The organism is Variovorax frigidus (assembly GCF_051216515.1).
GTDB lineage: Bacteria > Pseudomonadota > Gammaproteobacteria > Burkholderiales > Burkholderiaceae_C > Variovorax.
In genome coordinates, this window is record NZ_JBPJZF010000003.1 from 394,659 (window position 1) to 408,034 (window position 13,376).

Here is a 13,376-nt window from a genome sequence, read left to right on the forward strand (position 1 = left end):
ACAACACATCCATGGCCGAGCTGCTCCCCACCCTCCACGATCCTTCGGTCCTGCGTCAGTACGACCGCGCCCAGCTCAAGCAACTGTCCGACGAGGTGCGTGCCTGCGTGCTGGACAACGTGTCGCGCACCGGCGGCCACCTGAGCTCGAACCTCGGGACCGTGGAGCTCACGGTCGCGCTGCACCATGTGTTCAACACGCCGCACGACCGGCTGGTGTGGGACGTGGGCCACCAGACCTACCCGCACAAGATCCTGACCGGCCGGCGCGAGCGCATGCCCACGCTGCGCCAGCAAGGCGGCATCTCGGGCTTTCCGCAGCGCGCCGAGAGCGAGTACGACACCTTCGGCACCGCCCATTCGTCGACCAGCATCTCGGCCGCGCTCGGCATGGCGATGGCGGCCAAGCAGAAGGGCGAGGACCGGCATGCCGTGGCCATCATCGGCGACGGTGCCATGACCGCGGGCATGGCCTTCGAGGCGCTCAACAACGCGGGCGTGTCGGACTGCAAGCTGCTGGTGATCCTGAACGACAACGACATGTCGATCAGCCCACCCGTGGGCGCGCTCAACCGCTACCTCGCGCAACTGATGAGCGGCAACTTCTACGCGGCCGCGAAGAACGTGGGAAAGAGCGTGCTGCGCGCCGCGCCGCCGCTGTTCGAGTTCGCCAAGCGCTTCGAGCAGCATGCCAAGGGCATGGTGGTGCCGGCCACGCTGTTCGAGCAGTTCGGCTTCAACTACGTCGGCCCGATCGACGGGCACGACATCGATTCGCTGGTGCCCACGCTCGAGAACCTCAAGCAGCTCGATGGCCCGCAGTTCCTGCACGTCGTGACCAAGAAGGGCCAGGGCTACAAGCTGGCCGAGGCCGATCCGGTGGCCTATCACGGCCCGGGCAAGTTCGATCCGCAAGTGGGGTTGGTGAAATCGACCACGGTCGCCAAGCAGACCTTCACGCAGGTGTTCGGCCAGTGGCTGTGCGACATGGCGGCCCAGGACGGGCGGCTGGTCGGCATCACGCCCGCGATGCGCGAAGGCTCGGGCATGGTGGAGTTCGAGCAGAAATTCCCGGCCCGCTACCACGATGTCGGCATTGCCGAGCAGCATGCGGTCACGTTCGCTGCGGGCCTGGCCTGCGAAGGGCTCAAGCCGGTGGTCGCGATCTACTCGACCTTCCTGCAGCGCGCCTACGACCAGCTGATCCACGACGTGGCGATCCAGAACCTGCCGGTGGTGTTCGCGCTCGACCGCGCAGGCATCGTGGGTGCCGACGGTGCCACGCATGCGGGTGTCTACGACATCCCGTTCGTGCGTTGCATCCCCAACATGAGCATCGCCTGCCCGGCCGACGAGCGCGAGTGCCGCCAGTTGCTGAGCACGGCATATGCGCAGAACCATCCGGTGACGGTGCGCTACCCGCGCGGCGCGGGCGCCGGCGTCACGCCGCACCTCACGCTCGAAGCGCTTCCTTTCGGCAAGGGCGAAATCCGTCGCGAAGGCCAGCGCATCGCGATCCTCGCCTTCGGCACGCTGCTGTATCCCGCGTTGACGGCCGCCGAGTCGCTCGATGCCACGGTGCTCAACATGCGCTGGGCCAAGCCTCTGGACGTCGAACTGCTGCTGCAGGTCGCCGCCACGCACGATGCCTTCGTCACGCTGGAAGAGGGCGCCGTCATGGGCGGCGCGGGCAGTGCGGTGCTCGAGGCGTTGCAGGCCGCGGGCATTGCCTTGCCGGTGCTGCAGCTCGGTTTGCCTGACCAGTTCATCGAGCACGGCGACCCGGCGAAGCTGCTGGCCGGTGTGGGCCTCGACGCCGCCGGCATTGCGCGCGCGATCGAGGCGCGCTTCGACACCTTGATTTCCGCAGGGTAAACCCCCGCCGGACGCTGGAAGCCGTTTCTTACAATCTCGGCGACCCAAAAGGTCTTCAACGCGGTCATGGCCGCGTTTGTTTTTTTCCCCTTTGCAATCGGAGTCAATTCCAATGGATCGTCGTTCCCTTATCAAGAATGCCGGCATCGCTGGCGTGCTCGCCGCCGGCATCGCGCCCGCAGTGCACGCCCAGGCGGCCGTGCGCTGGCGTCTCGCTTCGAGCTTTCCCCGGTCCTTGGACACCATCTTCGGCAGCGCCGAAATGCTCTCGAAGACCGTGAAGGCCCTGTCGGGCGGCAAGTTCGAAATCACGCCGCATCCCGCCGGCGAACTGATGCCCGCCTTCGGCGTGGTCGATGCGTTGCAGGGCGACACCATCGAAATGGCACAGAGCGCTGCCTACTACTTCACCGGCAAGGACCCGATCTTCGCGTTCAGCTGTGCCGTGCCCTTCGGCCTGACCGCCCGCCAGAACGATTCCTGGAAGGAATACGGCAACGGTCGCAAGCTGCTGGACGCCTTCTTTGCGCAGTACAACTTCCGCACCGCCAGCGCCGGCAACACCGGCACGCAGATGGGTGGCTGGTATCGCAAGGAAATCAAGACCGTGGCCGACCTCAAGGGCCTGAAGATGCGCATGGGCGGCGGCGTGTTCGGCGAATCGATGGCCAAGCTCGGCGTGATCTCGCAGAACATGCCCGGAGGCGATGTGTACCAGGCGCTCGAAAAGGGCACGCTGGATGCGGCCGAATTCGTCGGCCCCCATGATGACCTGAAGCTGGGCTTCAACAAGGTCGCGCCCTTCTACTACTACCCCGGTTGGTGGGAAGGCGGCGCCGACCTCGAGTTCTTCATCAACAACAAGGCCTTCGCCAAGTTGTCGGACGAGAACAAGGCCATCCTGGATGCCGCCACCAAGGTCGCGGCCCGCGACATGACGGCCAAGTACGACGCCTACAACCCGGTGGCGCTGAAGAAGCTGGTGGCCGACAAGACCCAGCTCAAGGCCTTCCCGAAGGCCGTCATGGACGCCGGCTTCAAGACCGCCATGGAAGTCTTCGCCGAGCACGAAGCCAAGTCGCCGGAGTTCAAGAAGATCCACCAGGACATGCGCACCTTCCAGCGCGACCAGATCCTGTGGAACCGCTTCTCCGAGTTCCCGTTCAACCAGTACATGAACGGCGTGAAGGTCTGAAGCCGACGCCGGCCCTGTGGCCGGCGCCCCAAAGAAAAACCGCGCGATGCGCGGTTTTTTTTCGCCTGCGAACAGGCGGGGGAGCGGGGCGCCGAAGCGCCCCGGGTTCTCAGGGGCTCTTGGGCTTGAGCGCGTCCTGCAGCGCTTTCAGCGGATCGTCCGCGGTGGCCTCCGGCGCTGCGGGCGAGGGCTCCGCAGACGGCGGCTGGGGCGCGGCGCCGCCTTCGGGTGCGGGCTCTGCCGGTGCCGACGGTTCGGTGCCGGGCTCCTCGTTCGCACCGTAGCCACCGTCGGTGCTGCTCTCGGGCTGCAACTGCTCGCGCATCTGTTCGCCCACCTTGTCGAGGTCGTAGTTCTGCACCTTGTCCAGGCTGCCGGTGACCAGGCCCGGGAACGCGATCAGCACGCCGACCATGACCAGCTGGATGAGCACGAAGGGCACCGCACCGCGGTAGATCTGCATGGTCGTGACCGGCTGCATGATCTTCTGCGTGACGCGGTCGACGTAGGGCTTTTCGGGCGCCACCGAGCGCAGGAAGAACAGTGCGAAGCCGAAGGGCGGGTGCATGAACGAGGTCTGCATGTTGACCGCGAGCAGCACGCCGAACCAGATCAGGTCGATGCCCAGCTTGTGCGCGACCGGTGCCAGCAGCGGCACCACGATGAAGGACAGCTCGAAGTAGTCCAGGAAGAAGGCCAGCACGAAGATCAGCAGGTTCACCACGATCAGGAAGCCGATCTGCCCGCCCGGCAGGCCGGTCAGCAGGTGCTCGACCCAGATCGGGCCGTCCGCTGCCTGGAAGACCAGCCCGAAGACGGTCGCGCCGATCAGGATGAACATCACGAAGCTGCCCAGCTTGGTGGTCACGGTCAGCGCCTGCCTGAGCAGGTTCATGTCGAGCCGCTTGCGCACGACACCCATCACCAGCGCCCCGATCGCACCCATGGCGCCGCCTTCGGTCGGCGTGGCCACGCCCAGGAAGATGGTGCCCAGGACCAGGAAGATCAGCAGCAGCGGCGGGATCAGCACGAAGGTCACGCGTTCGGCCAGGCGCGACAGCAGCTTCAGGCCGGTGAGCTTGTTGAAGACCGCGATCACGAAGGCCACGAAGGTGCCGCCGCACATGGCGACCACGACCTTCTCGTCGGTCGCGACGAACGTGACTTCCTGGCCTTGCCACCAGGTGTGCAGCGCCGTCATGTTCTGCGCCAGCAGGATCGCGGCGACGGCCGAGATCGTCATCAGCACGACCAGCGACATGTAGCCGCTGCCGCCGTTGGGCTCGCGGTAGATGCGGGCCTCGGGCGGCAGCGCAGGCACGCGCTCGGGCTTGAAGATCGCCAGAAAGACGACGTAGAGGACGTAGAGGCCCACCAGCATGAAGGCCGGGAGAAACGCGCCCTTGTACATGTCGCCGACGCTCTTGCCCAGCTGGTCGGCCATGATGATCAGCACCAGCGAGGGCGGGATGATCTGCGCCAGCGTGCCCGAGGCGGCAATCACGCCCGAGGCCATGCGCCGGTCGTAGCCGTAGCGCAGCATGATGGGCAGCGAGATCAGGCCCATCGAGATCACCGAGGCGGCGACCACGCCGGTGGTGGCGGCCAGCAGCGCGCCCACGAAGATCACGGCGAGCGCCAGGCCGCCGCGCATCGGACCGAAGACCTGGCCCACGGTGTCGAGCAGGTCCTCGGCCATGCCGCTTCGCTCCAGGATCAGCCCCATCAGGGTGAAGAACGGAACGGCCAGCAGGGTGTCGTTGGCCATGATGCCGATGAGCCGCTGCGGCAGCCAGGCCATGACGGAAGACTGGAACACGCCCAGTTCGATGCCGATGAAACCGAAGAACAGCCCGCAGGCGCCGAGGCTGAAGGCCACCGGGAAGCCCAGCAGCAGAAAGATGATCAGCCCCGCGAACATGATCGGGGCGAAATTGGCAGTGATGAATTCCATGGTGTGTGTGCGTTGCGCTTCGTTCAGCGGGCCTGGGGCGCCGGCTCGGGCGTTCCGGGCTGGAGGCCGGCACGTTCGCGCAGCACTTCGGCCAGTTCTTCCTCGGCCGATTTCTCGCCCACCTTGAGCGTCGGGTCCGGCCCGTCGCCGCGCAGGAACGCGACGCGCTTGATCAGTTCCGACCAGCCCTGCAGCAGCAGCAGCGTGAAGCCCACCGGCAGCGCCAGCCACACCGGCCAACGGATCAGGCCACCGGAGTTGCCGGACATCTCGCCCGACTGGTACTGCGAGATCAGCATGGGCACCGTGTAGTACAGCACCACGAGGCACAGCGGCGTGAGGAACAGCGCGAAGCCGAGGATGTCGATCCACATCTGCGTGCGTTTCGACAGCCGGCTGTTGAGCACGTCGATGCGCACATGCTCGCGATGGAGCAGGGTGAACCCCGCTGCGATCAGGAAGGACCAGGCGAACAGATACCACTGGACTTCGAGGTAGGCGTTCGAACTCGTGTTGAACACCTTGCGGACGACTGCGTTCAGCGTACTGATGGCGGTAGACGCCAGAATGATCCAGATCGCGTACTTGCCCACTTGGGCATTGAGCCAGTCGATGGCTCTCGACAACTTCATCAGGCCTTGCATAGTTGCTCCATGTTTTGGGCGTGCTTGATACGAACGCACCCGACACACCGGCGTTGTGCGCGGGCGGGTCGGGTGCAGTGAGCCAGATTTTATCGGTGCACGGCGGCTTCTCCATGCGGCGTTTGCCCGTAGGGAGTCATTGAGCGGTGCACCGCGATAATCCGCGCATGTCTGCTGCCCCTGGTCCTGCATCGTTGCCCGCACATGCGACCCCGCACTCGATCGACTCGCCCGACATGCGGCGCGCCGGCCGCGAACTGCTGTCGCTGGCGCTGATCGACGCGCGCAACCACACGCTGCATCTGCTGTCGCTGTGGGAACAGGCGCAGGGGCGCGGCACCGCGTTGACGGAGGTCCAGGAGGGTGTGGTCCCGCCGTTCTGGCTGGGCGGGCATATCGCCTGGTTCTCCGAATGGTGGATCGCCCGCAACACGCAGCGCGCTTTCGGCCTCGACTGCCCCGCGCGCCCGACGCGGCTGGCGTCGATCGAGCCGCGCGCCGACGACTGGTGGAGCCAGCCGCCCGGTGCCAACGCCGAGCTGCCCGATGCCGAAGCCACGCGCGCCTACCTGCTCGAGACGCTGGAGTGCACGCTCGACCTGCTCGCGCGTGCGGCCGAGACGGACGCGGGCCTCTACTTCTACCGGCTGGCGCTGCTGCACGAGGACCTGCGCGGCGAGCAGCTGATCGTGATGGCCCAGAGCCTGGGCCTGCCCCTGGACATCGCGCTGCCGCCCGCGGCCGCACCGCGCGCGCCGCTCTTGATGCCGGCCACCCATTGGACGCTGGGCCAGCCCGCCGACGCGCCCGGCCTGGCGCTCGCCCAGGAAACCGGCACCGTGTGCATCGCGGTGCCCGAGTTCGAGATCGATGCACAGCCGGTGAGCTGGCAGCAGTTCGCGGAGTTCGTCGACGACGGCGGCTACGACTGCCAGGACCTCTGGCATGCGAGCGGCTGGCAATGGCTGGCGCAGCAACACGACGGTCGCCGCGCACCGCGCCATGTGGAGCAGATCGGCGCAGGGCCTCGGGGGGCCGGCGGCGCGGTGCTGCAGCGCCGTTTCGGCCGCATGGTGCAGGCCGGGGGCCACCACGCCGCGGTGCACCTGAGCTGGTGGGAGGCCGACGCGTGGGCGCGCTGGGCCGGGCGCCGCATCGCCACCGAGGTCGAATGGGAGATCGCGGCCCAGGCCGGCGCACACCGCGGTTTCGGCTGGGGCGGGGTGCACGAATGGACCGCGGGCACATTGCAGGCCTGGCCGGGTTGGCGTGCCGACCCGTGGAGCATCGGCACCGATTTCGATCCCGCACCCGCCTTCGGCACGGCGCGCGTTTTGCGCGGTGCGTCGTTCGCGACCCGCGCACGCATGCGCTCGACGCACTGGCGCGGCTTCGCGCTGCCGGCGCGCGACGACGGCTTCTTCGGCTTTCGCAGCTGCACGCTTTGAACCGGATGCGGGCCGGCCATGACCTGCGAGGTCATCGACGCTGCGCGCGCCCGGCGCGATCCTTCGTGCACCCCGCGCCGTTGCGGGGAGCCCGCACCAAAGGAATCTCATGAACACCGCAACTCTCGATGCCACCGGCATCGCCAATGGCTACATCGCCGTCTGGAACGAAACCGATCCGCTTCGCCGCCGTCGCCTGCTCGAAGCCGGCTGGAAGGCCGATGCCAGCTATGTTGACCCGATGGCGCAGGCGCGCGGAATCGACGCCATCGATGCGCTGGTCGGCGCCGTGCAGCAACGCTACCCCGGCTTCCGCTTCAGCCTCAAGGGACAGGCCGATGCGCATGGCGACAACCTGCGTTTCGCCTGGACGCTGGGGCCTTCGGGCGCCGAGGACCTGATCGAGGGCTCGGATTTCGCGCAAGTCGACGGCGGCAAGCTGCACGCGGTCGTCGGTTTCCTGGACAAGGTGCCGGCTGGCGCCTGAGACGGTTAGCGCGTCGGCCCGACACGGCCTTCGTCGAGCGACACCACCGACTGCGCCAGCGCCTCGACATCGCTCGGGTCGTGCGTCACCAGCAGCGTCGGCACCTGCACGCGCTCGAGCATCTCGGCCAGTTCGGCGCGCAGCCGGACCCGCAGGACCGTGTCGAGCGCCGAGAGCGGCTCGTCGAGCAGCAGCACGCGCGGCTGCGGCGCCAGCGCCCGGGCCAATGCCACGCGCTGGCGCTGGCCACCCGACAGGTGGCGCGGCCGGGCCGTGCGCAAGGTGGCCAGGTCGAACTGATGCACCAGCGCGTCGATGCGCGCGCGCTGGGCCTCGTCGGGGCGCTGGCCCAGCCGGCAGAGGCCGAAGGCCAGGTTCTGCTCGACCGTCATGTGGGGGAACAGCGCGTAGTCCTGGAACACCAGGCCGACACCGCGCGCACGGGTCGGCAGGTCGATGCCCTGGGCGCTGTCGAGCAGCGTTTCGCCCGCCACCCGCACATGGCCGCGCGCATGCGGGGCCAGCCCCGCGATCGCCATCAGGACGGTCGACTTGCCGGAGCCCGAAGCGCCGATCAGCGCGGTGCGCCGCGTCGTGGAAGTGAACCGCGCATCGAGCTCGAAGCGCCGCCCGGGCGATTCCAGCAGGGTCTGCACATGGATGTCGAGCACGGGGGTCATGGGCGTCAATGCCTGGCCTGCAGCATGCGGCCGGACACCACCAGCACCACCACGCACACCACCGAGATCACCAGCGTGAGCCACAGCGCCTGCGCGTCGTTGCCGGCCTGCACGGCGTCGTAGATGGCGATCGACAGCGTCTGCGTCTTGCCGGGCAGGTTGCCGGCGATCATCAGCGTGGCGCCGAACTCCCCCATGGCGCGCGCAAACGCGAGCATCAGACCGGCCGTGATGCCCCGCACGGCGAGCGGCAGCGCCACGCGCGCGAAGATCTCGAACTCGCCCGCGCCCAGCGTGCGCGCGGCATGCAGGAAGCGGCCGTCGACGTCCTCGAAGGCGGCGCGCGCGGCCTTGTAGATCAGCGGCAGCGAGACCAGCGAGGCCGCGATCACCGCGCCCTGCCAGGTGAACATCAGGTTGATGCCGAACCAGCGGTCGAGGTACTGGCCCAGCACGCCGTTGCGGCCGATCACCACGATCAGGTAGTAGCCCAGCACCGTCGGCGGCAGCACCATCGGCAGCATCAGCAGTGCGTCGACGAAGTTCTTGCCGGCGAATTGCCGGCGCGCCATCCACCAGCCCAGCGCGATGCCCACCGCCCCTGCGAGCAGCGTGGCCAGCAGGGCGATCTTGAGCGTGAGCCAGAGTGGGGCGAGCAAGGATCAGGGCCTGGAGAAACCGAAGCCGTCGAGGATCTGCTGGCCGGCGGCGCTGCGCACGAAGGCGACGAAGTCCTTGCCGCCGGCCGCGTTCCTGCTGGTGGCGATCTGCGCGATGGGGTAGCTCACGGGCGTGGTGGTGGGCACGGTGAGCGCGATGCGCGTCTTCTCGCGTTCGACCAGTGCGTCGGTGCGGTAGACGAAGCCCGCATCGACCTCGTTGCGCGCCACGTAGTTGAGCACCTGGCGCACGCTCTCGCCGTAGATCCACTTGGGTTCGAGCGCGGCGGCGAGGCCGGCTTCCTGCACCGAGGCCATGGTGTAGCGGCCCACGGGCACCGACGACGGCGTGCCCGTCGAGATGCGCTTGTACGCGGCGTCGGACAGATCGGCCAGCCTGGCGGGCGAGGCCTTGGCACTCGCGGGAACGATCAGCACCAGCGTGTTGCGCGCGAAGTCGGCACGCGTGCCCTCGGCCAGCAGATGGGCCTTGGCGGCGCGGTCCATGGTGTCCTGGTCGGCCGAGGCGAAGACGTCGACCGGCGCGCCTTGCTGGATCTGCGCGAGCAGCGGGCCCGAGGCGGCGAAATTGAAGGTCACCTTGGCGCCCGGGTGCGCCTTTTCGTAGGCTTGCCCGACGGCCTGGAAGGCATTCGTCAGGCTGGCCGCGGCGGACACCACCAGCTCCTGCGCATGGAGCGCGACGCTGCCCAGCGAAAGAGCGGCTAGGAAGGTGGCCTTGTGCAGCCAGCGGGGAGTTGTCTTCATCGCGCGTCCTTCGGTTCGCTATTCAAATCGGGAATAGCGAAATCATAACAACGCCTGCATGCCTCTCGCTGGCGCAAGCGCTTGAAGCCAAACGATCCACGAGCGGTGTCGCGGCGGATATCGCCGTGGCCATTGCACAATGCCCCGCATGGCAAGCCCCCGACTCATCGACGCGCTCGGCCACGGCCCGAGCGACAAGCGCATCGACCTGCTGCGCGGCATCGCCCGCAGCGGCAGCATCTCGCAGGCCGCGCGCGATGCGGGCGTGAGCTACAAGGCCGCCTGGCAGGCCATCGACACACTGACCAACCTCGCAAGCGTGCCGCTGGTCGAGCGTGCGGTGGGCGGCGCGGGCGGTGGCGGCGCCGTGCTCACGGCCCATGGCGGCCATCTGCTCGAACTGGCCGAGGCGCTCGACACCGCGCGACGCGAGGTGCATGCGCGCTGGGCGGCCGGTGGGGCCGAGGCGGCGCCGCGGGCCGACGCCACCATGGCGCGATTGGCGGTGCGCACCAGCATGCGCAACCAGCTGCCGGCCGTGATCGAGGCCTTGCAGCCGACCGGCCGCACGGTGCGCGCCGTGATGCGGCTCGGCGATGCGATCGAAGGAGGCCGCATCGCCGCGCGTATCACCCAGGAAAGCGCCGAGCTGTTGGGCCTGCATGAAGGCTTGCCGGTGCTCGCACTGTGCAAGGCCACCGCGGTGCGCGTGTGCCGTGCCGACGCCGCGCCAACCACCCGGCGTGCGACCGGCAACCGGCTCGACGGCGCCGTGACGAGCGTGCTGCGCGGCGCGGGCGGCGACGAGATCGCGGTGCTGATCGGCGCCGGTCTGCAACTGGTCGGCTTCGCACCGCGCGACGTCGCGCTGCGCACGCGGCAGCGCGTGGCCGTGGTGGTCGACGAAGCGGCCGTGGTGATCGCGCTGCCGGCCTGACGCGGCCGGCGCGCGCGATCCGCACAGATCTTGTGCGGCAGGACGGCTGGCGCGCCGCGGCACGCGCTTCTACCATTCGAGCCGCCACATCGCATCGGGCATGAAAGGCACCCGCTCATAAAGCATTCCGGTATCCGCCAGATCACCGGCCCTGGCGATTCGGTCGGGCCACGGGGCGCGGATCGTCATCGATTTTCAGAACGCATCTCTCCGGGGCGAGCCCGTCTCGCACCCGGTTGCGTCGCGGCGTCCTCTTACTGTTTGCTGTCACACCCAAGGGAAAAATCATGAAGAAGAACACATTCAACTACCGCATCGGCGCCCTGAGCCTGGTGGCTCTGGCGGCGCTGACCGGCTGCGGCGGCGGAGGAGGGAGTGCGACGCCGACCGAAGCACTGGTCTCGCTGCCCGCCAAGGACCTCCAGTGGCACGACGTCCCCGGCACCGGCGGCATCCGCGCCGCGAACGTGCGCGGCGACATCACGGGCCAGGGCCCCTACGAGGCCTTCGTGGAATTCCCGGCCGGCTATGTCAACCCGCACCACTTCCACACGCAGGCACTGCCCACGGTGGTGCTGAGCGGCGTGTTCTATGCGATCTTCGAAGACGGCAAGAAGGTGCAGTACCCAGCGGGTTCGTACTACGACATCCCGGGCAAGCTGCCGCATTTCAGCGGCTGCGAGCCGGGCACCGACTGCCTGCTGTTCCAATACCAGGCCGACCACTTCGACCTCGTGCCCACGCCCGCGACCCGGTGAGCGACGGGGAGCGGGTAAAATACGTGCAGGGTGGCATGCCAATCAGGGCATGTCAGGTCATTGCGAAGGTCGGGCCGCCTCGCAGTTTCGTCACGATCGAAAACCATGACCGACACCCCGATCCAATGGATCGCGGCAGCCATCTTCGCTGTTGCCCTGCTTCACACCTTCGCCGCCAAGCAGTTCGAGCGGCTGTCCCATCGCCATCCCGCCCACGCCGGCCTGTTCCATCTGCTGGGCGAGGTCGAGGTCGTGTTCGGCTTCTGGGCCATCGTGCTGGTGCTGGCGATGGCCTTCGTCACCGGCGGCACGCAGGCGCTGGACTATGCCGAATCGCGCAACTACACCGAGCCGTTGTTCGTCTTCGTCGTGATGGTGATCGCCGCATCGCGGCCGGTGCTGCGCACGGTGATGGCGAGCGTCGACACCCTCGCGCGGATGCTGCCGGTGTCCACGCCGCTGGCCAGCGCCTGGCTGGGGCTGGCTGCGGTGCCGCTGTTCGGCTCGCTGATCACCGAGCCGGCCGCGATGACGATTGCCGCCCTGATGCTGGCACCGCAGATCTTTCGTCCCGAGGTGCCGGAGCGCGTCAAGTACCTGGCCCTGGGCGTGCTGTTCGTGAACGTCTCGATCGGCGGCACGCTCACCTCCTATGCGGCGCCGCCGGTGCTGATGGTCGCCACGACCTGGCAATGGGACAGCGCCTTCATGTTCGCGACCTTCGGCTGGAAGGCCGCGCTCGCGGTGCTGGTGAATGCGAGCGTTGCGACCTTCGTGCTGCGCCGCCATCTGCGTCCCGCGTCCGCGGCGTCCGACGGGAAAGCATCCGAGACGCGCGTGCCGCCGACGGTGGTGGCCGTGCATTTCGGCCTGCTGGCCGGCGTGGTGCTGTTCGCCCATCACCCCGTGTTGTTCCTGGGCCTGTTCCTGATGTTCCTCGGCTTCACGCAGGCCTATGAGCGGCACCAGAGCCCGCTGATCATCAAGGAAGCCCTGCTGGTCGGCTTCTTCCTGGCCGGCCTGGTGGTGCTGGGCGGCATGCAGCAATGGTGGCTGCAGCCCATCGTCTCGGGCCTGACGCCGGTCGCACTGTTCCTCGGCGCGCTGGGCCTGACCGCCATCACCGACAACGCCGCGCTGACCTACCTCGGCTCGCTGATCGTGGGCATCTCCGAGGAGTCGAAGTACATGCTGGTGGGCGGCGCGGTCGCGGGCGGGGGGTTGACGGTCATCGCCAACGCGCCCAACCCGGCCGGCGTGGCCCTGCTCAAGCGCGGCTTCGCCGACGAGACCGTCGGCGCGGGCGGCTTGCTGCTCGGGGCGCTGGGGCCCACGGCGGTGGCTGCGGCGGCCTTCCTGTTCCTCTGAGAAAAGAAGGCACCGGGCCGCCGCGTCCGTTCGGCGGCCTTACTTCTTCATGGCGTCCTTGGACATCGCGTCCTTGCCCATGGCGTCCTTCTTCATGCCGTCCTTCGACATCGCGTCCTTGGACATGCCGTCCTTCGCCATCGAATCCTTCTTCATGCCGTCTTTGGCCATCGAATCCTTCGCCATCGAATCCTTGGCCATGCCGTCCTTCTTCATCTCGTCGGCGGCGAAGGCCGAGACCGAACCGAGGGCGATGAAGGTGGCGAGGAGGGTGGTGCTGAGCTTGTTCATTGGGGTTTCCTTGATGTGATGAGAAAGTCGTCTTGAAGGGAATGGCCGGGTTCGACAGGGCGCCGGCCTCGCGTTGCAGCAGCGCTGAGCCTCGAGGTGCTCAGTTCCTGCCGAACCCGTTGTCACCCTGGTCTTCCCAATAGCTGCCAGGGTGGGTGTTGGTGAAGAAGGTCGCCTCGCTACCGCCAGCGCGTTGAGCCAGTGGGTGATGCGCATCCACACCGGGTGGATCGGGGTGCGATCGGGGGTGAGGTGGCGGTCTTGCATGGGGCGGATTGTTGGGGCCACCTGCTGGCCGAATCCTCACGAAGAG

At 67.8% G+C, this 13,376-nt stretch carries 13 protein-coding genes; 7 read left to right on the forward strand and 6 right to left on the reverse strand.

Annotated features, from left to right (window positions below):
* Nucleotides 1-11 precede the first annotated feature (11 nt).
* Together dxs and ACSFBC_RS11195 are read left to right on the forward strand one after the other, a co-directional pair.
* The gene (gene dxs, locus ACSFBC_RS11190; RefSeq protein WP_435510394.1) at nucleotides 12-1,874 is read left to right on the forward strand and encodes a 1-deoxy-D-xylulose-5-phosphate synthase; all 1,863 of its coding nucleotides are present in this window, start codon (nucleotides 12-14) and stop codon (nucleotides 1,872-1,874) included.
* Nucleotides 1,875-1,986: 112 nt separating this feature from the next.
* On the forward strand, nucleotides 1,987-3,069 hold the full coding sequence (locus tag ACSFBC_RS11195) for a TRAP transporter substrate-binding protein (RefSeq protein ID WP_435510395.1): 1,083 nt from the start codon (nucleotides 1,987-1,989) through the stop codon (nucleotides 3,067-3,069).
* A gap of 109 nt (nucleotides 3,070-3,178) precedes the next feature.
* Here ACSFBC_RS11195 and ACSFBC_RS11200 read toward each other — a convergent pair whose 3' ends face one another.
* Complete coding sequence (locus ACSFBC_RS11200) at nucleotides 3,179-5,023, reverse strand: TRAP transporter large permease (protein ID WP_435510396.1); 1,845 nt, start codon at nucleotides 5,021-5,023, stop codon at nucleotides 3,179-3,181.
* Nucleotides 5,024-5,046: 23 nt separating this feature from the next.
* Nucleotides 5,047-5,667 (reverse strand): TRAP transporter small permease subunit, encoded by a 621-nt coding sequence (locus ACSFBC_RS11205; RefSeq protein ID WP_435510397.1) that lies wholly within the window; start codon nucleotides 5,665-5,667, stop codon nucleotides 5,047-5,049.
* 167 nt (nucleotides 5,668-5,834) lie between these two features.
* Here ACSFBC_RS11205 and ACSFBC_RS11210 point away from each other — a divergent pair, with 167 nt between their 5' ends.
* Nucleotides 5,835-7,115: an SUMF1/EgtB/PvdO family nonheme iron enzyme gene (locus ACSFBC_RS11210; protein WP_435510398.1), complete on the forward strand. Its 1,281-nt coding sequence runs from the start codon at nucleotides 5,835-5,837 to the stop codon at nucleotides 7,113-7,115.
* 109 nt (nucleotides 7,116-7,224) lie between these two features.
* Nucleotides 7,225-7,602, forward strand: a complete 378-nt coding sequence (locus ACSFBC_RS11215; protein WP_435510399.1) for a nuclear transport factor 2 family protein — start codon at nucleotides 7,225-7,227, stop codon at nucleotides 7,600-7,602.
* A gap of 5 nt (nucleotides 7,603-7,607) precedes the next feature.
* Here ACSFBC_RS11215 and ACSFBC_RS11220 read toward each other — a convergent pair whose 3' ends face one another.
* Genes ACSFBC_RS11220 through modA form a run of 3 tightly spaced genes read right to left on the reverse strand, consistent with a single transcriptional unit; the run spans nucleotide 7,608 to nucleotide 9,709 of the window.
* Nucleotides 7,608-8,282 carry an ATP-binding cassette domain-containing protein gene (locus ACSFBC_RS11220; RefSeq protein ID WP_435510400.1) on the reverse strand — a complete coding sequence of 225 codons (675 nt, stop codon included), beginning with the start codon at nucleotides 8,280-8,282 and terminating at the stop codon, nucleotides 7,608-7,610.
* 5 nt (nucleotides 8,283-8,287) lie between these two features.
* Nucleotides 8,288-8,941 carry a molybdate ABC transporter permease subunit gene (modB, locus tag ACSFBC_RS11225; RefSeq protein WP_435510401.1) on the reverse strand — a complete coding sequence of 218 codons (654 nt, stop codon included), beginning with the start codon at nucleotides 8,939-8,941 and terminating at the stop codon, nucleotides 8,288-8,290.
* Nucleotides 8,942-8,944: 3 nt separating this feature from the next.
* A complete protein-coding gene (modA, locus tag ACSFBC_RS11230; protein ID WP_435510402.1) occupies nucleotides 8,945-9,709 on the reverse strand; it encodes a molybdate ABC transporter substrate-binding protein in 765 nt (254 codons plus the stop codon).
* Nucleotides 9,710-9,857: 148 nt separating this feature from the next.
* Between modA and ACSFBC_RS11235 the strand changes: the two genes are divergently transcribed.
* From ACSFBC_RS11235 to ACSFBC_RS11245, 3 genes are all read left to right on the forward strand, one after another.
* Nucleotides 9,858-10,646 (forward strand): TOBE domain-containing protein, encoded by a 789-nt coding sequence (locus ACSFBC_RS11235; protein ID WP_435510403.1) that lies wholly within the window; start codon nucleotides 9,858-9,860, stop codon nucleotides 10,644-10,646.
* 287 nt (nucleotides 10,647-10,933) lie between these two features.
* Nucleotides 10,934-11,404 (forward strand): cupin domain-containing protein, encoded by a 471-nt coding sequence (locus tag ACSFBC_RS11240; RefSeq protein ID WP_435510404.1) that lies wholly within the window; start codon nucleotides 10,934-10,936, stop codon nucleotides 11,402-11,404.
* 105 nt (nucleotides 11,405-11,509) lie between these two features.
* The gene (locus ACSFBC_RS11245) at nucleotides 11,510-12,772 is read left to right on the forward strand and encodes a putative Na+/H+ antiporter (protein WP_435510405.1); all 1,263 of its coding nucleotides are present in this window, start codon (nucleotides 11,510-11,512) and stop codon (nucleotides 12,770-12,772) included.
* A 39-nt stretch (nucleotides 12,773-12,811) separates the two neighbouring features.
* Here the strand turns inward: ACSFBC_RS11245 and ACSFBC_RS11250 are convergent, their stop codons facing one another.
* Nucleotides 12,812-13,063 (reverse strand): pentapeptide MXKDX repeat protein, encoded by a 252-nt coding sequence (locus tag ACSFBC_RS11250; RefSeq protein ID WP_435510406.1) that lies wholly within the window; start codon nucleotides 13,061-13,063, stop codon nucleotides 12,812-12,814.
* Between the last annotated feature and the right edge of the window lie 313 nt (nucleotides 13,064-13,376).

Excerpts from the sequence above, each read along its gene's own strand:
- dxs (WP_435510394.1), top strand. The coding sequence starts at position 12 with ATGGCCGAGCTGCTCCCCACCCTCCACGATCCTTCGGTCCTGCGTCAG.
- ACSFBC_RS11195 (WP_435510395.1), top strand. The coding sequence starts at position 1,987 with ATGGATCGTCGTTCCCTTATCAAGAATGCCGGCATCGCTGGCGTGCTC.
- ACSFBC_RS11200 (WP_435510396.1), bottom strand. The coding sequence starts at position 5,023 with ATGGAATTCATCACTGCCAATTTCGCCCCGATCATGTTCGCGGGGCTG.
- ACSFBC_RS11205 (WP_435510397.1), bottom strand. The coding sequence starts at position 5,667 with ATGCAAGGCCTGATGAAGTTGTCGAGAGCCATCGACTGGCTCAATGCC.
- ACSFBC_RS11210 (WP_435510398.1), top strand. The coding sequence starts at position 5,835 with ATGTCTGCTGCCCCTGGTCCTGCATCGTTGCCCGCACATGCGACCCCG.
- ACSFBC_RS11215 (WP_435510399.1), top strand. The coding sequence starts at position 7,225 with ATGAACACCGCAACTCTCGATGCCACCGGCATCGCCAATGGCTACATC.
- ACSFBC_RS11220 (WP_435510400.1), bottom strand. The coding sequence starts at position 8,282 with ATGACCCCCGTGCTCGACATCCATGTGCAGACCCTGCTGGAATCGCCC.
- modA (WP_435510402.1), bottom strand. The coding sequence starts at position 9,709 with ATGAAGACAACTCCCCGCTGGCTGCACAAGGCCACCTTCCTAGCCGCT.
- ACSFBC_RS11235 (WP_435510403.1), top strand. The coding sequence starts at position 9,858 with ATGGCAAGCCCCCGACTCATCGACGCGCTCGGCCACGGCCCGAGCGAC.
- ACSFBC_RS11240 (WP_435510404.1), top strand. The coding sequence starts at position 10,934 with ATGAAGAAGAACACATTCAACTACCGCATCGGCGCCCTGAGCCTGGTG.
- ACSFBC_RS11245 (WP_435510405.1), top strand. The coding sequence starts at position 11,510 with ATGACCGACACCCCGATCCAATGGATCGCGGCAGCCATCTTCGCTGTT.
- ACSFBC_RS11250 (WP_435510406.1), bottom strand. The coding sequence starts at position 13,063 with ATGAACAAGCTCAGCACCACCCTCCTCGCCACCTTCATCGCCCTCGGT.